Genomic DNA, 17,722 nt, shown 5'->3' with positions numbered 1-17,722 from the left:
AGTTAGCTGAATTTCAAGCTTATCGATAATAGGTAATGTATCCAGAAGAGGGAAATTCGGATGGGCAACTACCTGAAGTCTCCCTGGCAACCCGCAACGTACCATCTGCCTGCAACTGAAGGTAGAAATATCCCCCCGATTCCACTTCGTAGCAGTGTTCAGTGGTCACATCTTCAGGATCGGCATGGGTAGCAGCTCCCAGAAGAGTTCTATGTACATTGGATTCGGTACCTCGGACAAGCTTGACCGTTCCATCCAAGGTTGTAGCCACAAGCAGAGGTGAAAATTCGGTTTGCCCGTGATAGGGTGTTGAAAAAACTTCTTCCGTGTCAAACCAAGGCCCGGCAATGGTGCCAGCCCTTCCTCGTGGGCCTCTACAACTTAAGGGCTGTGCAAGAGGTTTGGGGCCAAAAAGGTCATACATCTGATTTCGCAAGTCGGATGTGAAATAATCATACGGACAAGTGGCATGTCTGAAAGTTTCTACGGGATGGAAGCGATCATTGTTCAGAAACGTTAGTTGTCGCTCCGAGTGATACACGCCAAAATCGAAGCTCTTTGCCTGAACAGTACCGGAGGTGGTTCCTATCAGTTCTCCAGCAGAAAAACTAACCAGTGTTGAAGCCTGTGCATCAAACAAAGGTATACCTTGGGTCACCACTGCATCCCGAATTGTAGAAACAGGATTGGTAATATGTCCAAATCGTAACACCACCTCACAACTGGCCCGGAACATGGGCTGATAGTCCGTGCCATTAAAAGTAACGTTTACCAAATCCATGTCAACCGGAGCATAAACAGGTACTTCCGTAACCCCGGGCTTGATAAAAACATAGGTATGCGCCGAAAAATTATGGAACGCCTGTAATTCACCCAGCGGTTCTATATGGGCAATAGCATCAAGGTCTGTAAATGAAGTCGTAAAGGTTATATTGGGATTGGAACCTGTTTCACAGCCCGACGACGGAGGCGGTTCCCCGCCATCATCGCTTCCGCAGGCAAGAAGGAAGAAAACTACGGAGGTTTTCCAAAGTTGCTTAGCCCAAATTTTAGCTCCATAACTTTTCACAATACCTCTCATCGTTTAGCTACAAAAGAATTGCTCTTATCCGTAAAGCGGTGCAAACGGGTATCGTTGGAACCGCGTTTGTAATAATCCCTGTCCCTGCTAGTTCCCTTAAAAGCTTCAATATGTAGAGCATTCATATTCCAGTTGTCGCCACCTACTCCCCCTCTAAAAGTAGTCTGCAAAACCACTTTAGAAATGTCTGAAGTAGCATAAATCTTTTTATTCAGCGTTACGTCCACAGAAGTAGTAGCATGGTCTTTCCATCTAGTGCTTTTATTCACATTCCGTATGGTCTGTGTTCCCCCACTTCTGTAATGCACCACAATATTTAGATTGTCGTTTCCTCCCCTTAGGTCATCATCCCCGGTCCTAATCCAGAATCGTAACCTATCAATTGGTTTTCTTGCTGGTACAGTCTTAGCCTTGATTGGACCTGAGGTGGATGTGCTGGTGGCAGTTCTTGCTTGGGGTGGTCTGTTGTTGATCACAGCTAAAAAAGTTTTGTCCTGACCAGTAAAGCGTTTGAGTGGGGCACCACGCTTTTCAAAGACTTTCCTATTTCTATTGAACCCTTTGACATGTATACGTAACAAATCAAGATTGAAATTGTCGTTCCCTGAAATTGTATTCAACTGGACAGATTTAATCGTATTTAGAGGAACAGGTCTGCGCAAGGGGATGGTAATGTATTGCGAATAGTCATCTATCCATTTGTTCCCTTTGTTTACATTATACACCCTTTGCGGGGCGGCGTTATGATATAAAATCGTCAAGTTTAAATTGTCGTTTCCTCCCCTTAAGTCGTCCTTACCCACTCCAAATTCGAAAACCAGTTCGTGTATTTTGCCATCGTTTGGGTAATCCCTCAACGAAGTTCTCAAAGGTGTCTTTTTCCGGTAATTCTTATCCACAAAATAGGTTCTCCACCGCATATGTGGTTCTTCTTCGTAATAAAAAACCTCATCTTTGAAATTGGGTCGGAGGGTCATGATTTTATTGGGGTAGTTGGGATCATAGGTATAGATCTTCATTTTGTGTTTGTATGTCCCTTTTGCCAGATCTTGGGCAGTTCCAAAATCATAGCCAATAGCTACCACCTGATGGTTACCTGGGTCGGAATCTTTCTCCCCAACGCTTTGAAGACCCAGAGGTACGGGCTGCCCACTGTTAATAAAAGGACGAAGTTCATTGATCCGGCTTCCCTTTTTGTTTTCTACACCCCAATTGAAAAATTCACTATTTCGGATGCCCTCTATATTGATCCCGATTTCTCCCCATTTGTCCAAATTGGAAGTTATGGAGGTTACTTGACGGTCATAGAGATACTTCTGTAAAGGACTCCCTTCCGTGGGGCGAAGCGTGGTTTTTGGAGTGGAAATGCCTCTAGCGTGATAATAATCCAAAGCGGAATAGGACATTCCCCCGCAAAGGCCTCCCGTTCTCCAATCTATAGCGTCAATAAAGATGTTCTTAAAACTATTGTTGAATTTAAATCCATGCTGAACTGGATTAAAGGGTGTCATTTTTTTGGTCTGGCTCCAAATAGGGCTTACCAAAGTGCAAAAAAGAACGAATCCTATTATTTTTTTCATTGTTACTGATTTAAAAGTGTTAATCTGGAAGGCTGTAAAAAGATTTTACCGCCTCATAGTTGGAATAGTCCAATTTACCCGATTGGGCACTTTCAGGAATCAACACATATCGAAACCTGTTTCCTCTGGAGCCTGAGTACTGAAATTCAGTTAAATCAACCCCGTTGGTACTTACAAGCGTTACGGTAATACCGTTTAAGGTTATCCCATTATTTCCAAACGTATAGGAGTACAATGTGTTTGACCAACGACCAGCATTGGGCATGGGATAAATACTTGAAGTTCCCCATTGTTGTAGATATACAAACACCAAGCTTCTATTCCTAAGCTCAATATTGTCTATCTCTGTAATCAATATGTTCATTGATTTTGCCCTGGGGTCGTCTTGTACATTCCAATCCGCGTCCATCCAATTGGAAAAAATTACATTGGCGTTGCCATCTTGCCCGTCAGTTCCGTCCTGGCCATCTGTTCCATCTAGCCCATCTTGTCCGTCAATTCCAGGAATTCCTTGTGGGCCTTGGGCTCCTGGCGGCCCGGTCTCACCATCTTCCGCAGAACAGGCAATCAAAACTGTACATGCCATTGCAACAACGGCCAAAAAAATGAAGTGTACTTTTTTCATGATTTTAGATTTAATGTTAACCTTGTTTTTAGGGGGAAGTTTTCTTAGATATTTCCATCCATTACAGCATGGAGGTCGTCGCTGTTTCAAAATTAGAAGCGACTACTTTTGGGGCATTCTCCATATGTAACAAATGCTTTTGGAAATGTAACAAGGGAGCCCAAAAGTGAATGGGAAAGGGAGCTGGGATTGTATTTATTCACTATATTAAATCAAAAAAATGGACAAACTAACTACTCCCCAGATAGAAGCCCAATTGAAAAACCTGGATGGATGGACCTATGATAATGGTAGCATCTGCAAATCTTTTGTTTTTAAGGACTTTAAAGAAGCCTTTTCAGTCATGACCCATATTGCTTTTGTAGCCGAACAACAAAACCACCACCCCAATTGGGAAAATGTGTACAACCAGCTGACCATTAAGCTGAATACCCACGATGCGGGAGGCATTACCCAATATGATTTTGACCTAGCCAACGCTATTGAACAGATTGTGTCCAAAGGGTAGTACTTCAGCTTGACAAGGAGGCTTTTTTTGCTAAATTTGTCGCTGTCCAAAATCAAGATAAATGGGAAGAGCATTTGAATTCAGGAAGGCACGGAAAATGAAACGCTGGGCTGCTATGTCCAAAGCGTTTACCCGCATCGGCAAGGATATTGTTATTGCGGTAAAAGAAGGCGGTCCAGACCCGGATTCCAATTCCAGATTGCGTGCTGTAATTCAGAATGCCAAGGCAGTCAATATGCCCAAGGACAATATTGAAAGGGCTATTAAAAGGGCTTCCGACAAGAGTCAGGGCGATTTCAAAGAAGTACTTTTTGAAGGTTATGCACCTCATGGTATTGCCATTTTAATCGAGACAGCTACGGATAACAATACCCGAACCGTGGCCAACATCCGCAGTTACTTTAACAAGTGCAACGGTAGTCTGGGCACCTCCGGCTCTGTAGAATTTATGTTTGATCATACATGTAACTTCGCCATAAATGGAGAAGGTCTTGATCCTGAAGAACTGGAATTGGAAATGATCGATTTTGGAGCAGAAGAGGTATTCGTGGATGAAGATGGCATTCATATCTATGCTTCGTTTGAAAGTTTTGGTGCTATTCAAAAGGAGCTGGAATCCCGTGAAATTGAGATTATTTCCTCCGGTTTTGAGCGTATTCCCCAAGTTACAAAGGAACTTTCCGAAGAACAGATTGCAGATGTGGAAAAACTCTTGGAAAAGATTGAGGAGGACGATGATGTGCAGAATGTTTACCACACCATGAAGGAATAGCCACATTTGTACCGTTTCCATATTTAACTTTCAGCATTTATTTTTTACTGATATAGTTTGTAACTTATTACTCATCAACGAATTATATCAATCATGAAAGTAATCACCAGATTTTTTGGATGTGCCTTACTTCTCATATGTCTTTATGCATGTGGAGAAGACGAAGGACTTGACCTAGACGGATCGGAAATTTCCATCAGTGATATTGCGGGAAGTTGGAATGCTACTCGAGCGGAATTTGATATTGCAGGTAGCGGAGCTTCCTTGGCAATTGATGTGGTGGAACAGGGAGGCACAGTAACCCTTGTCATTCAATCCAATGGAAGATTTACATTGACCATTACTGAAACGGGGGAAGATCCTGAGATTAGCACCGGGCAAATGTCATTCGATGAAGACCTATTGGTAGTTGAATTTGATGACTCTCCAGGGGATGACGAGTTTTTTAGCATACAAAGTACGGCCAATACCCTTTCCATCAGTGGTCCTGCAGAATTTGATTTGGATGGGGATGGTACAGATGACCCTGCAAGGGCAGAACTTGATTTTGAGCGAGCCTAGTTAAATTCCTGATTAGTAATGGGCCGCTGTTGAACACGTTTTAAAATTTAGGTTGTTATTCCACAACCAATATTCCCCCTTTGACCAATTCTGAATGCCTGATTTCAGACTCAGGGATTTCTTCATGGTTAAACACCAATTTAGAAATGGCATCCAATGTGCTATCCTCGACCTCAATAACAAGTTCTTTTCCTGGAAAATAGTTCTGATCTAGTTGAATGGTGAGCCTGTCAAAAATGGGTTTGGTTACAATGTATTTGGGCTCCGCCTCCACTCCAGCCGTCATTTGGAATAAGCCCATTTTGAGAAGAACTGCTAAAGATCCCATTAACCCCTGATCTTCGTCACCGTTATAGCCTGTTTCTGGACTCAGTCCACTATAAACGTCATCCACTACCTTCCGTACCCATAATTGCGTCAAATCTGGTCTGTCCAAAAAATAGAACACATGTGCGGTCTGCATGGAGGGTTGATTGCCGTAATTGATAGGAATGCGTTTATATTCAGGGTGGGTCTCCACGGCATGCGAAGTGCCAGAGGTAAATCCCATTTTTTCGGCCTCCATGAACTGATCTTGCAATTTTTTCACTGCTGCTTGCTTGCCGCCCATCAATTGGGCCAAGCCTTCAAGATCATGCGGGACAAACCATGTTGCTTGGGAACCATTGGCCTCCACAAAACCATTTTGATAGTCGTGCGGATCAAAATCAGGTTTCCATTCTCCTTTATCATTTTTAGGTCTGATCCAGTTGGTCTTGGAATCAAAAACATTCTTGTAAGTTTTTGATCGCTCCAAAAAGTACTTTTGATCCTCAATTTTTCCTAGAGATTCTGCCAATTGGTCCAAAGCGTAATCCTGATATGCATACTCCAAAGTCATGCTCGCGCCATCCTGGTGGCCTCCAAAATCTCCCTCGGGATTGGGATACGGCACATAACCCTCACTGATATAATGTTCCAATCCTCCTCCTTTCGTTGTCTTATGCTCGTATCCAGCCCGGGCCATAATTCCCCCAGACATATGATTTTTTCTAAGTCCCTCATATAATAGTTCCGGGTCATAGCCACGAATCCCTTTTTGATAGGCGCCCACCATGAAAGGCGTTGCGGACGCTCCCGTCATCACGTACGTATAATTGCCTCCTGAGGGACCACGGGGTACCATCCCTCCATCTTGATAATACTGTAAAAGAGATTGGACAAACTCATCCGCTATTTCAGGGTACACCAACTGCCAAAGTACCGCAATGGTCCACTGTGCACCCCAAAAAGAATCGGAATTGTAATGGTTGAACTTGGGATTGCCCTCTTGATCAAGAGGTATCTGCCCAATTCGAACATCTTTATTTGTGTTATCTGGATATGCTCCATTTACATCACTTATGATTCTTCTTCCTTGCAGTGCGTGCCATAAATCGGTGTAAAAACGTCTCCGTTGCTCTTGGGTATTGCCCTCCACCTTAACCCTACCCAACATTTGGTTCCATTGGGAGCGGGAATCTTGAACAACTTCATCAAAATCCCAATGGGATAGTTCAGCCTCCATGTTTTCTTTGGCATTGGCAATGGACGTATAGGATATGGCCAGCTTCATCTTAACCTTTTTTCCTTCGTCATCCAATCTAATCAGGAATTTCCCCTCCTTGCTTTCCAAAGTTTCAATGGCAGTATCCAAAAGTGCATGGAAATAAACAGTAATGGGTTTTGGCCTTCTGCTTGTAGGGGCATTGACCACTTTTCCAGAAATCATCTTATTGCCGACAATTTCCAACTCGGGTTCAATCATTTTGGATGGGCCATTCTGCCCCTCCAGATTAAACATAATAACTTTATTGGACTTGGATGGGAAGGAATATTGATGAAAACCCACTCGCGTTGTACTGGTTAGCTCTACGTTTATTCCGTGTTTCTGCAATTCAACGTAATGATAACCAGGATGTACTTTCTCTGTTTCGTGTGTAAAATCAGAATGAAAATTGGCATAATCTTTTTGCGTTCCATCTGAAATTAACGGCATAACTGATGGGCCTGACATTTGCCAGGCATGCACATGCGAAAATCCTTTAATGTTGGTAGTTTTATATCGGTAGCCACTCCCCCATGCCCCCTCGGTTTCTGTGTCTGGGCTTAAATTGACCATGCCAAAAGGACGGCTAGCAGACGAGAAGAAAAACCAGCGGGAATTGGCCGTATCCAAAAATGGGTATACCAAATCTACATAGTCCTCTTGCGCTGCAACCGGAGTTTCCTTTACTTGGGAACAGCCCAAAATTAATACTGAAACGAGCAGGATAAAACGGTTTTTTCTCATTTTGAATTTATAAAAATGGGAAGTTAATTAATCTTTAGGGAATAGATCGTTATAGACCATAACCGTATAAATGTTTAATTTAAGGGTTGTAAGAAATTGGATTTTGCCAAGAATTCAGGGGTTTGGAAATTTGCCACTCTAGGTTTCCTTGTAAAGTAATTTGCAATCTCGCGACCAAAAAACAAAGCTTGTCCTATGCGTAATTATATCTTAGCATTTTTCATGTTCCTTGGCTTCGGGATACTATCTGCCCAAGAAATGACCCCGGCCAAACTCTATGAAATTATTGAAAAAGAGGCGGATACCGTCAAAGTAAATGGGAATCAATACCAGTTTTTATTTAATGAAGCCATGTTAATCTGTGTTTTTGATGAAAATGCGAATCGGATGCGGATCATTTCGCCCATTGTGGAACGGGAAAAGCTTGGTGAAGAAGAGTTATTGAATGCCCTGGTAGCCAACTTTCATTCAGCTTTGGATGTAAAATATGCCCTCAGTGATGAGATTATTTGGTCCGTATATACCCATCCCCTGAAAGAGCTTTCAGAACATCAGGTGGTGGATGCCATTCAGCAAGTATATGCTGCGGCACTGACCTTTGGCGGCAGCTATTCAAGTACCAACTTGGTATTTCCGGGAAATAAGAAAAAAGTGGAAAAACCCAAGGCGAAACCGCTTAAAAAGACCTAGTAGCTATATTCCGGAATCCTCCCCTGAACCCCCTTGAAAAAGGCACGGATTTTTTTAAAATCCTGTTGAATATCCTCGGTTGGTAGAAATGGCTCGGCAATCTTTACCTGTTTATTTCCAAAGTCAAACGCCACCATAACTATGGGAACTTGAGCCTTTTTGGCAATGTGATAGAATCCGGTTTTGAGTGCGGTTACTTTTTTCCGGGTTCCTTCTGGTGCCAATGCAAAACGGAATACCTTCCTTTCCTTAAAAATTTCAGCCACACTGTCCACCGTATTGGAGTTTTTGGTTCGATCTATGGGAGCGCCGCCAGTCCATCTGAAAAACCAGCCAAGAGGAGGTTTGAAAAGGCTCTTTTTTCCAATATAGTTCATCTCCTTATTGATAACCTTACGCACTAAAAGTCCTAAAAAGAAATCCAACCAATGGGTATGGGGAACTACAATTATCACGCATTTATCCAAATCCGGAAAGACACCTACCAGCTTCCAACCCAAAACCTTGAAGTATAAAAATTTGGCGAGCTGGTGCATCATAGCAATACAGTTTTAAACAGATAGGAAGATCTTCCTAGATACGGGAGTAAAGTTCCTGAAGTCGTTGGGGAGTCATAATGCTTTTCCAATCCTTCCCCAGTGCATTTTCCCACAATGCACACATTCCCAGTGACACCTCTACCATGGTATCAAAATCACTTTGTGAAAGGTTGGAACAGATACCTTTGGGCATTTGAATATTGTGCTTGGAAAGCATCTGGTTAAAGAGTTTCACTCCCTCTGGATAAAACTCCTCCAAGTGTTGAAACACCAAACAGTTGCCAATACCATGTTTGATTCCCAAAAGATAGGACAGACCATAACTCATGGCATGCGCTATCCCCACCTGGGAGTACGCAATGCTCATCCCTCCATGCCAAGAGGCCATCATGAGCATATCTCTAGAAGCTTCCTCTGGATGGTCCTCCAAGAAAACTTCCTTGCATAAATCCAATGCCTTTTCGCCATAGCTTTGACTAAAAGCATTCAAATAGGTCCCTTCCAAAGACTCTATGCAATGGATAAAACAGTCCATTCCCGTGTAGAACCATTGTTCCGTAGGTACCGTTTGTGTCAAATCTGGATCTAGAATTACCTGGTCAAAGGTGGTATGGTCAGAGTTGATGCCCAGTTTTTTCTCTGGCCCCAACAATACCGTTGTGCGTGAGACTTCAGCTCCCGTTCCGCTTATAGTTGGAATACCAACATGATATATAGCGGGGCGCTGTACCAAATCCCACCCTTGATAATCCTGCGCCAAGCCATCATTGTTCAAGAGGATGGACACTGCTTTGGCCAAATCCAGTAGGGTTCCCCCTCCGATTCCAACAATTCCTGAAGGAAGTTCATCAAAGTTCTGCTGAATCCTTGCAACCAAGGCGTCCACCTGTGCGGTTTTTGGCTCTTCATCTGCTGAAATAAAGATAAGTTCATCATTGAACAACAAAGGAATTTCATTGGCCAAACTCCTGTTTTCAAAAAAGTCATCCACTAAAAAGATGAAGGGAGCTTCAGAATTTCGCCTTTGCGGCAATAGTATTTCGCCCAGTTGGGAAAAACTTCCCTTTCCAAAAATCACTCTGGGAACCATGGGGAAGTTCCGGTACGAGGTATTTTTTGATATGGTCTCCTTGCTTTCCAAGTTATAGTTCGTGTTCATTAATTTTCCAAGTACTTTAGAACATCCTTGAGGTTGTTCAATTTTAGATGATTGTTTATCTGTTCATCTTCGGTGACCATTTCGTGAGCCCATGTGGTGTGAAAGGGTACATGAATGGCTTTGGCCCCGATATTCAAAATGGGTAGGACATCCGACTTAAGGGAGTTACCGATCATCAGGAATTCCGTAACGTCTATCTCCAAATGCTCTAATAGATTTCGGTAATTGTTCTCTTTTTTATCACTTAAGACTTCTACGTGATGAAAATATTTGGAAATTCCTGACTTTTCCAGCTTTCGCTCCTGATCCAACAAATCGCCCTTGGTAAGTACAATAAGCCTGTACTTGTTCTCTAATTTGGACAATACTTCCTGCACCCCATCCAATAGTTCCACAGGATGGGAAATCATTTTTTTTCCCAAATCCAAAATCTCGGTTAGGGTTTGCTGGGAAATTCTGTTGTTGGACAAATCCAATGCGGTTTCAATCATGGACAGCACAAATCCTTTTACTCCATATCCATAGAGTTCCAGGTTTTGCATTTCGACCTTGAAAAGTTCCTGGTCTATCTTGTTCTTGGTCTCATATCCCTCCAACAACTCGGCAAAGCGTTCCTCGGTCTCCCTAAAATAGGTTTCGTTTACCCAGAGTGTGTCGTCAGCATCAAAGCCAATGACCTTTATGTCTTTAAAATCTATATCCATGCTTTTTTGGCGCGTTCTAGGTCTTCGGGGGTATCAATTTCTATGCCGGTCACGTGAGTTTCCACCATTTTTATTTTTTTTCCATATTCCAAAAATCGGATGGCCTCAATTTTTTCCTTGGCCTCCAAAGAGCGCATTGGCAGTCTTTGGAAATCCATTAGGGCCCTTTTTCTAAAAGCATAAATGCCCTTGTGTTTGTAATAAGTGGCTTCTACCTCTTCATCCCTTGGATAAGGAATGGGTGATCTTGAAAAATACAGGGCAAAATCCTCCTTGTCCACAATGACTTTTACCGTGTTGGGATTTGCTATTTCATCCCAATCCGTAATTGGAGTCATCAAAGAGGCCAAGTCTATCTCTTCGGTATCATCGTTTTTGAACACCTCAATTACTTTTGCCAGACTTACCTTGTCTATAAAAGGCTCATCGCCCTGAACATTGATTACGATATCCACATCCATTTCTTCCACAGCTTCAGCGATGCGGTCGCTTCCGCTTTCGTGTTCCCTTTGGCTTCGAAGTGCTTTTCCACCGATACCTGAAATCACATCATAAATAACATCACTGTCCGTAACCACATACACTTCGTCAAACAAACCCGTTTGGACTGCGGCTTCGTAAGTGCGAACAATAACCGGTTTGCCATTTAAATCCTGCATTAGCTTAGCCGGAAATCTAGAGGCCTGGTACCGGGCCGGTATCATGGAAATAATCTTCACCTGAATTGCTTAAAGGTTTATCTATCTACTTTTTGGCCGCAATTTGCGATAAATTCTAAAAATGACAACCAAAATAATGATTACTAGAATAGCGGCAATGGGTGGTACCAAAATAGAGGCAGTGGATACGACCACGGCCGTACCTGTCTCCACGGTAGATACCACGGGGTTCGCCACACCGCCGGTAGTTGCTGTTGAGGTTAGTCTTCCTGCTGCGTTGGCCCCTTTTATGGCGGTGGCCGTACCACCTCCTGCTATAATGGCAAGAGACCATGTTACCACAGGATCAAGGTTGGCTACAGTAGATACCACTACTGCTGTTCCGGCAATAGCAGCCAAAGGAACGGCCAAACTGTCCAAGGCATTGTCCACCCAAGGGATGAAATAAGCAAATATCTCAACCACGGTGGCCACGCCCAAGGTAATCAAGGCGACCAAACTGCCAATCCATTCCCAATTTTCATTGAGATCCCAAACTCCAAGATATGCGGCCAAACTCAACGCAAATAGGGGCAGAAAAACCCTAAATCCTACCGAGGCGGCCAGGCCTATGCCCAAGAAAATGCTTATTATGGTATCTGGTGTCATGCCCATGGCTTTGTCTAAAATAGAATATTCCTAGTCAAGAAAAAAATCATCCTTGAATCCGATCAAAAATAGCTTTTCCTTGGCCCGGGTAACCGCCGTATACAACCATCTTAGATAATCCTTATCCACTCCATTTGGAAGATAGGGTTGTTCCACAAAGACATTGTTCCATTGCCCACCCTGCGACTTATGACAGGTTATTGCATAGGAAAACTTCACCTGCAGCGCGTTAAAGAACTTATTGTTCTTCACTCCCAAAAACTTTTTGTATTTGGATTTTTCATGATCGTAATCCTTCATAACCTCTTGATACAGTCTATTACCATCTTCATAGGAAAGTGAAGGGGTCTCGGCCTTTATCGTGTCCAACAGCAAGACCGTTTCAAAAGGTCTTTGATTAGGGTAATCCACCATTTTAACCTTGACCTCGGCAAATGAAAACCCATACAATTCCTTGATGGAAAAGAGTTCCAGGATTTCCAAAATGTCTCCGTTGGCAATAAAGCCTGCTTCGGAACTGGGCCGTAGCCAGAAATAATTGTTCTTCACCACCATCATATAATCCCCTACGGCAATTTCGTTGTCCAGAAAAAGAATGCGCTCCCTAATGTTTTGATTATATAGGTTTGCCCTTTTATTGGATCGCACCACTATAGCTGTTTCCTCCTTGCCATCATTTGCATAAGAGGAATCAATGGCTTCCTGGATTTCGGTTCCGTCCACCAATCGAATGATATCCTTAAAGGATCCCAATTCAAATTGAAAGGTATCATAGTATTGGGTTTGTAATTGCTCCCTTAAATGCGTTGCATTATATAGGATACCCGAATCATGGGTTTGCCGCATTACTTCATCCAATTCCAGACTCTCCACTTCCTTATTGTAATTGAGTGCAATCCTGTCCTGTTCCAAAGCGGGACTTAAATCCAGTTTAACTGGGGGCAACTGCGCAGTATCCCCTATCAATAGTAATTTACAGTTGTGGCCAGAATACACATAGTACATCAGATCATCCAGGAGAGATCCATTTTCAAATAATTTGGAATCTGCAGGGGTATCTGGAATCATGGAGGCCTCATCCACTATAAATAGGGTATTGCGGTGCTTATTGGGAGCCAATACAAACTGAATACCTCCTCCGGATTGCTTTTTGGGAAAGTATATCTTTTTATGAATGGTGAACGCTTTTGTTCCGGAATAGACGGACATGACCTTGGCAGCCCTTCCGGTTGGAGCCATTAAAACGGAACCCATTCTTATTTTCCACAAGCTATTGACCACAGTTCCCACCAAGGTTGTTTTACCGGTTCCTGCGAATCCTTTTAAAAGGAAGACTTTCTCTTCCTTCTTAGTAAAAACAAAGTTGGAAAGCTTCTCCAATGCAATGTTCTGCTTAAGGGTCGGCTCGTGTGGAAATTTCTGGTATAGAATCTTTAAAAATCCAGAAGGTGTAGGGTCTGTCATAGGCTCGTTTGGAAGGTATGGATTTTTAAAGCAAAAAGTTTCGTGATTAAAAAAAAATTGTAGATTTGTCAGTAACCGCTAAATTAACTAAGAAAGACAATATTCGCATGTTAAACTTAATTCTTATTGTTGTTGTTATTTGCCTTGTGACCATAGGCCTTGTATTTCTAATTGACAGATTTTTGCCTCAAAAAATCAAGCCTGTTTTGGTAATAACCTTTGGCCTTTTGAGCATTTTTCTTGGCTACAAAATCTATCAATCCATCAATGCCCCTATTGAGTTCAAGAAGGTAAGAAAAGAAAGGTTTTCCCGAGTTATCGCCAAGCTAAAGGATATCAGGGATTCCCAAGAAGCCTATAAAACAGTAAACGGACGATTTGCCGGTAATTTCAATAGCTTGGTTCAGTTTGTGGATACCGGTAGTTATACCATTACCAGCCAGAAGGATTCTTCCTTTATGCGTTATGACAAGGTGTACCAAATTGACTTGCAAGTGGACACCATAATTATAGATACTTTAGGGTTTATTAAGGTGAAGGATTCCCTTTTCAAAAATGATGATCGCTATAAGACCATGATGGACATTCCTTATGCCCAAGGCGGAGAAAAATTTGAAATGAAAGCTGATATCATTGACAAGCAAGGATATAAAGCACCAGTTTTTGAAGCCAAAGCAAAAAAGGATTTGGTATTGTATGATCAGCCTGTGGATCTATTGGCTAGAGAAAATGCCCATCAAAGTGTGGAAGAGGTAAATGGAACAGAAATTAAGGTTGGTTCACTTACCGATGTAAGTACCAATGGAAACTGGCCTCCAATCTATGACAGAAAAGACCAATAATATCTCGGAGCAAAATTCCGAAAACACTTTTAAGAAATTGTCCATTCAAGTTGGTTTGAATGGACTTTCTTTTTGTGTGCTGGATACCATTTCCAATGAAATCCTTGCATTTGAAAAGGTAAGCTTCAAAACGGCTTCCACACCCTATTTGCTCCTTAAAGAACTCAAAGCAGTGCTTAATAAGAATAGCACGGTGGGCACCAATTTTTCAGAAGTGGTGGTTATCCACAAAAATGGCCTATTTAGTCTGGTGCCAAAAGCTTTGTTCAAAAAAGAGGAGCTTGCCAACTATTTAAAGTTCAATGCCAAAATAATGGCAAATGATCATATTGCGCATGATGAAATTTCCAATCACGACCTTATTAACGTTTATGTTCCGTTTGCCAATGTGAACAATCATATTTTTGATCTTTTTGGAGCCTTCGAATTTAAACATACCGGTACCGTTTTAATTTCCACATTATTGAACCAAACCCGTGCTACATCCCAACCTGTGTGCTATGTTCACGTGGCGGAAAAGGAAATGGAAATTGTGGTCATATCAGATAAAAAGCTGCTCTTTTACAACCACTTTGAATACAAGACCAAGGAGGATTTTCTGTATTTCTTGCTCTTTAGTTTGGAGCAACTCCAGATTGATTTGGAACAGGTACAACTCAAGTTGTTTGGACTTGTGGAGGAAGGGGATGCCATTTTTGAGCTTTGCTATTCGTATATCCAATCGGTTTCAGTTTTCGTTCCTGTTGATTCCAACTATCCATTAGATCAATTGGAAAGTCAAGCCATTGATTTTACCTCCTTAAGCAAGTTGTAATGCGTATTATTTCCGGCAAGTACAAGGGTAAAAGGCTTTCCGCGCCAAAAAAACTTCCCGTCAGACCTACGACCGACATGGCCAAAGAAGGGCTTTTCAACATTTTGAACAATCGATATTATTTGGATGATGTCAAGGTCATGGATTTGTTTGCAGGTACCGGTAACATCAGCTTTGAATTCGGCTCTAGAGGAAGTAAGGAAATAATCGCTGTTGACCGTTTTTCGGGCTGTGCCCAGTTTATTTCCAAGACCGCAAAAGAACTGGATTTTCCCATTGTTGCCATCAAATCGGATGTATTCCATTTTTTGGAGCGCACCAAGGAACAAGCCAACATCATCTTTGCAGACCCGCCTTATAATTTTGATACTGATCAATTTCTGAAAATTGTAGATTTGGTCTTTGAGAATAACCTATTACTGGATGAGGGACTCCTGATTATAGAACACGCTGCCCAGACCGATCTCTCCCAACACCCCAGTTTTTCTGAACAAAGAAAGTACGGGGGAAGCGTTTTTAGTTTTTTTGAGATGGGAGTATCAGAATAACCCAATCCGAGTGCATAATCAGTTATTTAGAAAAGCAGGCCATAAGCCGGATTCTGTATGTCCTTATCATTTATCTAGGCATTTGGTTGCCCAAAAGCTCTAACCGCCTACCCTCCAATTTGGGCGTGCAGCCCTCAAACACTGGTATACGTGACGTTTCACCGCATAGAGTTTACCTGATTTCACTACAGCCTAACTGTACTTGCTTTCTGTTGCACTGGTCCTCGTTTTTCAACGGACGGGCGTTACCCGCTATGCCGCACTATGGTGTCCGGACTTTCCTCCCCAATCCCAAAGGGATTGCGACGATAAGGTGGCCTGCTGGCGGCAAAGGTAAACCAATTGTTAATAAAAAAAAGCGATGAAGTACCTCCCCCTATTTCTTTGCCGCTTCCTATTTTTATATTTGTAGTAAAGCAAAACCTTACCCCTTTGGAACCGTTTATAGTATCGGCACGAAAATACAGACCCCAAACCTTTAAAGATGTTGTGGGGCAAGGTGCCATTACTAATACTTTAGACAACGCCATTGAAAATAATCATTTGGCCCAAGCCTTGCTGTTTTGTGGACCAAGGGGGGTGGGAAAGACCACATGCGCCAGAATTCTGGCCAAAAAAATCAACCAGGATGGTACGGAACGGGAAGATGAGGATTTTGCCTTTAATATTTTTGAGCTTGATGCGGCCTCCAACAACTCTGTAGACGATATTCGAAGTCTTATTGACCAAGTTCGCATACCCCCACAGGTAGGTAAATACAAAGTCTATATTATAGATGAGGTACATATGCTATCTCAGTCAGCCTTCAATGCATTTTTAAAGACCTTGGAGGAACCTCCAAAGCATGCCATTTTTATTCTGGCCACTACTGAAAAGCACAAGATTATTCCAACAATTCTCTCTCGCTGTCAAATTTTCAATTTCAAGCGGATTACAGTCAAGGATGCTGCGGAGTACCTGAAATATATAGCAGAAGAACAAGGGATTGAAGCTGAAGAAAGTGCACTTCATATCATTGCGCAGAAAGCGGATGGTGCCATGAGGGATGCTTTGTCCATTTTTGATAGAGTAGTTAGTTTCTCGGGGAAAGAATTGACGCGAAAAGCGGTCACCGAAAATCTGAATGTGCTGGATTACGATACCTATTTCTCCACCACTGATTTGATTTTGGACAATAACATCCCGGATTTGTTGATCTTGCTCAATAAAACGTTGTCCCTAGGATTCGATGGGCATCATTTCATCACCGGTTTGGCATCCCATTTTAGGGATTTGATGGTTTGCCAGCATCAAGATACCCATGCCTTATTGGAAGTTGGTGAGGATGTAAAGCAGCAGTACAAAGATCAAGCGAAGAAGGCAGATCAGCAGTTTTTGTTGAGAGCCTTGGAAATTGCCAACGATTGCGACCTCAAGTATAAGGGCAGCAAAAACCAACGTCTTTTAGTTGAACTTACTTTGATGAAATTGGCCTCCATTACGTTTAATGGAGAAAAAAAAAACCTTGATTTCATAGTCCCTGCTTTTTTCTTCAAAACCACTGAGGAAAGAATTGATGCTCCGGTACCAAAACAAGAACCCGAAGCAAAGGAGGTAAAGGTATCCGAACCAGAGGCCGTTCCAACAGAATCACCTGAGGTTGAAGATAAGGCTGAGATATCTTCGCCATCACCAACCCCAGCTCCAAAAATCCATATAAAGTCTCCTGAAAGAAGAGTATCCGGTTTATCACTGCGTAGTATTCAAACCAAGAAAGCGCATGAAAACGTTAAGGCACCCGCCATAAATCAGGAAGATTTACCCAAAGAAAAGTTCAGTGAAGCGGACATGCAGGCCCATTGGAATGATTTTGTGCAACATTTGGAGGATAAGGGTCGTAAAATATTGGCAAGTAACCTTCAATGCGATATTCCCAAGCTCAAGGATGAGCAAACCATCTGGATCGAGCTACCCAACGGCACCATGAAAAAGGAAGTCGAGCGGGAACAAAGCCTCATGATGGATTACCTGAAGCAAAAACTGAACAACCATTCCATCAGTTTGTACATCACGGTCAATGAGGAGGTTGCCAAGAAATTTGCGTTTACGCCAGAGGAGAAATATGAAAAGCTTAGGGAAAAGAATCCGGCTATTGACATGCTTCGCCAAGAGTTTGACCTAGACTTTTAAGACTGCCTCTTTTAGCGAATACGATTATCTTTACGCTCTAAAATAAAT

The 17,722-nt window shown here is 42.4% G+C and carries 18 protein-coding genes and 1 other RNA gene; 8 read left to right on the top strand and 11 right to left on the bottom strand.

All coding sequences use genetic code 11. The features are described from left to right. Positions 1-19: 19 nt before the first annotated feature. The 3 genes from FGG15_RS00540 to FGG15_RS00530 are packed head-to-tail and all read right to left on the bottom strand — an operon-like array spanning position 20 to position 3,286. On the bottom strand, positions 20-1,081 hold the full coding sequence (locus tag FGG15_RS00540; protein ID WP_138832116.1) for a hypothetical protein: 1,062 nt from the start codon (positions 1,079-1,081) through the stop codon (positions 20-22). Beyond that, positions 1,078-2,661, bottom strand: a complete 1,584-nt coding sequence (locus FGG15_RS00535; protein ID WP_138832114.1) for a hypothetical protein — start codon at positions 2,659-2,661, stop codon at positions 1,078-1,080. Before FGG15_RS00535 ends, FGG15_RS00540 begins: the two co-directional genes overlap by 4 nt. Positions 2,662-2,680: 19 nt before the next feature. Then, positions 2,681-3,286: a collagen-like protein gene (locus tag FGG15_RS00530; protein WP_138832112.1), complete on the bottom strand. Its 606-nt coding sequence runs from the start codon at positions 3,284-3,286 to the stop codon at positions 2,681-2,683. A gap of 220 nt (positions 3,287-3,506) precedes the next feature. Between FGG15_RS00530 and FGG15_RS00525 the strand changes: the two genes are divergently transcribed. The 3 genes from FGG15_RS00525 to FGG15_RS00515 all read left to right on the top strand — a co-directional run bounded on the left by FGG15_RS00525 (position 3,507) and on the right by FGG15_RS00515 (position 5,127). After that, the gene (locus FGG15_RS00525; protein ID WP_138832109.1) at positions 3,507-3,794 is read left to right on the top strand and encodes a 4a-hydroxytetrahydrobiopterin dehydratase; all 288 of its coding nucleotides are present in this window, start codon (positions 3,507-3,509) and stop codon (positions 3,792-3,794) included. A 61-nt stretch (positions 3,795-3,855) separates the two neighbouring features. Further along, entirely contained in the window at positions 3,856-4,566 is a 711-nt protein-coding gene (locus FGG15_RS00520; protein WP_138832107.1) for a YebC/PmpR family DNA-binding transcriptional regulator, read from the top strand. Positions 4,567-4,659: 93 nt separating this feature from the next. Continuing rightward, positions 4,660-5,127 carry a hypothetical protein gene (locus FGG15_RS00515; protein WP_138832105.1) on the top strand — a complete coding sequence of 156 codons (468 nt, stop codon included), beginning with the start codon at positions 4,660-4,662 and terminating at the stop codon, positions 5,125-5,127. A 55-nt stretch (positions 5,128-5,182) separates the two neighbouring features. Here FGG15_RS00515 and FGG15_RS00510 read toward each other — a convergent pair whose 3' ends face one another. Further along, positions 5,183-7,438 (bottom strand): GH92 family glycosyl hydrolase, encoded by a 2,256-nt coding sequence (locus tag FGG15_RS00510; protein WP_138832103.1) that lies wholly within the window; start codon positions 7,436-7,438, stop codon positions 5,183-5,185. Between the two features lie 195 nt (positions 7,439-7,633). On the opposite strand from FGG15_RS00510, the gene FGG15_RS00505 reads away from it, so the two are divergent. Next, the gene (locus tag FGG15_RS00505) at positions 7,634-8,128 is read left to right on the top strand and encodes a hypothetical protein (RefSeq protein ID WP_138832101.1); all 495 of its coding nucleotides are present in this window, start codon (positions 7,634-7,636) and stop codon (positions 8,126-8,128) included. Here FGG15_RS00505 and FGG15_RS00500 read toward each other — a convergent pair. The 6 genes from FGG15_RS00500 to FGG15_RS00475 are packed head-to-tail and all read right to left on the bottom strand — an operon-like array spanning position 8,125 to position 13,301. Beyond that, positions 8,125-8,664 carry a 1-acyl-sn-glycerol-3-phosphate acyltransferase gene (locus FGG15_RS00500; protein ID WP_138835330.1) on the bottom strand — a complete coding sequence of 180 codons (540 nt, stop codon included), beginning with the start codon at positions 8,662-8,664 and terminating at the stop codon, positions 8,125-8,127. The genes FGG15_RS00505 and FGG15_RS00500 overlap by 4 nt on opposite strands. A gap of 37 nt (positions 8,665-8,701) precedes the next feature. After that, entirely contained in the window at positions 8,702-9,826 is a 1,125-nt protein-coding gene (locus FGG15_RS00495; protein WP_237561709.1) for an iron-containing alcohol dehydrogenase family protein, read from the bottom strand. Then, complete coding sequence (locus FGG15_RS00490) at positions 9,826-10,530, bottom strand: HAD family hydrolase (protein WP_138832099.1); 705 nt, start codon at positions 10,528-10,530, stop codon at positions 9,826-9,828. Before FGG15_RS00490 ends, FGG15_RS00495 begins: the two co-directional genes overlap by 1 nt. After that, positions 10,521-11,234 carry a 3-deoxy-manno-octulosonate cytidylyltransferase gene (gene kdsB, locus FGG15_RS00485; RefSeq protein WP_202619532.1) on the bottom strand — a complete coding sequence of 238 codons (714 nt, stop codon included), beginning with the start codon at positions 11,232-11,234 and terminating at the stop codon, positions 10,521-10,523. The genes FGG15_RS00490 and kdsB overlap by 10 nt, the downstream gene beginning before the upstream one ends. Positions 11,235-11,270: 36 nt before the next feature. Continuing rightward, the gene (locus FGG15_RS00480) at positions 11,271-11,837 is read right to left on the bottom strand and encodes a DUF4126 domain-containing protein (RefSeq protein ID WP_138832095.1); all 567 of its coding nucleotides are present in this window, start codon (positions 11,835-11,837) and stop codon (positions 11,271-11,273) included. Between the two features lie 30 nt (positions 11,838-11,867). Then, a complete protein-coding gene (locus FGG15_RS00475) occupies positions 11,868-13,301 on the bottom strand; it encodes an ATP-dependent DNA helicase (protein WP_138832093.1) in 1,434 nt (477 codons plus the stop codon). Positions 13,302-13,495: 194 nt separating this feature from the next. On the opposite strand from FGG15_RS00475, the gene FGG15_RS00470 reads away from it, so the two are divergent. The 3 genes from FGG15_RS00470 to FGG15_RS00460 are packed head-to-tail and all read left to right on the top strand — an operon-like array spanning position 13,496 to position 15,505. Continuing rightward, positions 13,496-14,143 (top strand): hypothetical protein, encoded by a 648-nt coding sequence (locus tag FGG15_RS00470; RefSeq protein WP_138835327.1) that lies wholly within the window; start codon positions 13,496-13,498, stop codon positions 14,141-14,143. Next, positions 14,124-14,957: a DUF3822 family protein gene (locus FGG15_RS00465; RefSeq protein WP_237561708.1), complete on the top strand. Its 834-nt coding sequence runs from the start codon at positions 14,124-14,126 to the stop codon at positions 14,955-14,957. Before FGG15_RS00470 ends, FGG15_RS00465 begins: the two co-directional genes overlap by 20 nt. Further along, positions 14,957-15,505: an RsmD family RNA methyltransferase gene (locus FGG15_RS00460; RefSeq protein WP_138832088.1), complete on the top strand. Its 549-nt coding sequence runs from the start codon at positions 14,957-14,959 to the stop codon at positions 15,503-15,505. The genes FGG15_RS00465 and FGG15_RS00460 overlap by 1 nt, the downstream gene beginning before the upstream one ends. A gap of 27 nt (positions 15,506-15,532) precedes the next feature. Here the strand turns inward: FGG15_RS00460 and rnpB are convergent. Next, positions 15,533-15,830, bottom strand: an RNA gene (gene rnpB / locus FGG15_RS00455) — RNase P RNA component class A. A gap of 107 nt (positions 15,831-15,937) precedes the next feature. Here rnpB and FGG15_RS00450 point away from each other — a divergent pair. Continuing rightward, positions 15,938-17,674, top strand: coding sequence for a DNA polymerase III subunit gamma/tau (locus FGG15_RS00450; RefSeq protein WP_138832086.1), 1,737 nt, complete (start codon positions 15,938-15,940; stop codon positions 17,672-17,674). The last annotated feature ends 48 nt before the right edge of the window (positions 17,675-17,722 follow it).

It is taken from the genome of Flagellimonas algicola (assembly GCF_005937185.1).
GTDB lineage: Bacteria > Bacteroidota > Bacteroidia > Flavobacteriales > Flavobacteriaceae > Flagellimonas > Flagellimonas algicola.
Note: the sequence above shows the minus strand (reverse complement) of the source record. Positions and strands in the feature narration are given on the sequence as shown.

Coding starts and splice junctions, on each gene's coding strand:
- FGG15_RS00540 (WP_138832116.1), bottom strand. CDS start 1,081: ATGAGAGGTATTGTGAAAAGTTATGGAGCTAAAATTTGGGCTAAGCAA.
- FGG15_RS00535 (WP_138832114.1), bottom strand. CDS start 2,661: ATGAAAAAAATAATAGGATTCGTTCTTTTTTGCACTTTGGTAAGCCCT.
- FGG15_RS00530 (WP_138832112.1), bottom strand. CDS start 3,286: ATGAAAAAAGTACACTTCATTTTTTTGGCCGTTGTTGCAATGGCATGT.
- FGG15_RS00525 (WP_138832109.1), top strand. CDS start 3,507: ATGGACAAACTAACTACTCCCCAGATAGAAGCCCAATTGAAAAACCTG.
- FGG15_RS00520 (WP_138832107.1), top strand. CDS start 3,856: ATGGGAAGAGCATTTGAATTCAGGAAGGCACGGAAAATGAAACGCTGG.
- FGG15_RS00515 (WP_138832105.1), top strand. CDS start 4,660: ATGAAAGTAATCACCAGATTTTTTGGATGTGCCTTACTTCTCATATGT.
- FGG15_RS00510 (WP_138832103.1), bottom strand. CDS start 7,438: ATGAGAAAAAACCGTTTTATCCTGCTCGTTTCAGTATTAATTTTGGGC.
- FGG15_RS00505 (WP_138832101.1), top strand. CDS start 7,634: ATGCGTAATTATATCTTAGCATTTTTCATGTTCCTTGGCTTCGGGATA.
- FGG15_RS00500 (WP_138835330.1), bottom strand. CDS start 8,664: ATGCACCAGCTCGCCAAATTTTTATACTTCAAGGTTTTGGGTTGGAAG.
- FGG15_RS00495 (WP_237561709.1), bottom strand. CDS start 9,826: ATGAACACGAACTATAACTTGGAAAGCAAGGAGACCATATCAAAAAAT.
- FGG15_RS00490 (WP_138832099.1), bottom strand. CDS start 10,530: ATGGATATAGATTTTAAAGACATAAAGGTCATTGGCTTTGATGCTGAC.
- kdsB (WP_202619532.1), bottom strand. CDS start 11,234: ATGATACCGGCCCGGTACCAGGCCTCTAGATTTCCGGCTAAGCTAATG.
- FGG15_RS00480 (WP_138832095.1), bottom strand. CDS start 11,837: ATGACACCAGATACCATAATAAGCATTTTCTTGGGCATAGGCCTGGCC.
- FGG15_RS00475 (WP_138832093.1), bottom strand. CDS start 13,301: ATGACAGACCCTACACCTTCTGGATTTTTAAAGATTCTATACCAGAAA.
- FGG15_RS00465 (WP_237561708.1), top strand. CDS start 14,124: ATGACAGAAAAGACCAATAATATCTCGGAGCAAAATTCCGAAAACACT.
- FGG15_RS00460 (WP_138832088.1), top strand. CDS start 14,957: ATGCGTATTATTTCCGGCAAGTACAAGGGTAAAAGGCTTTCCGCGCCA.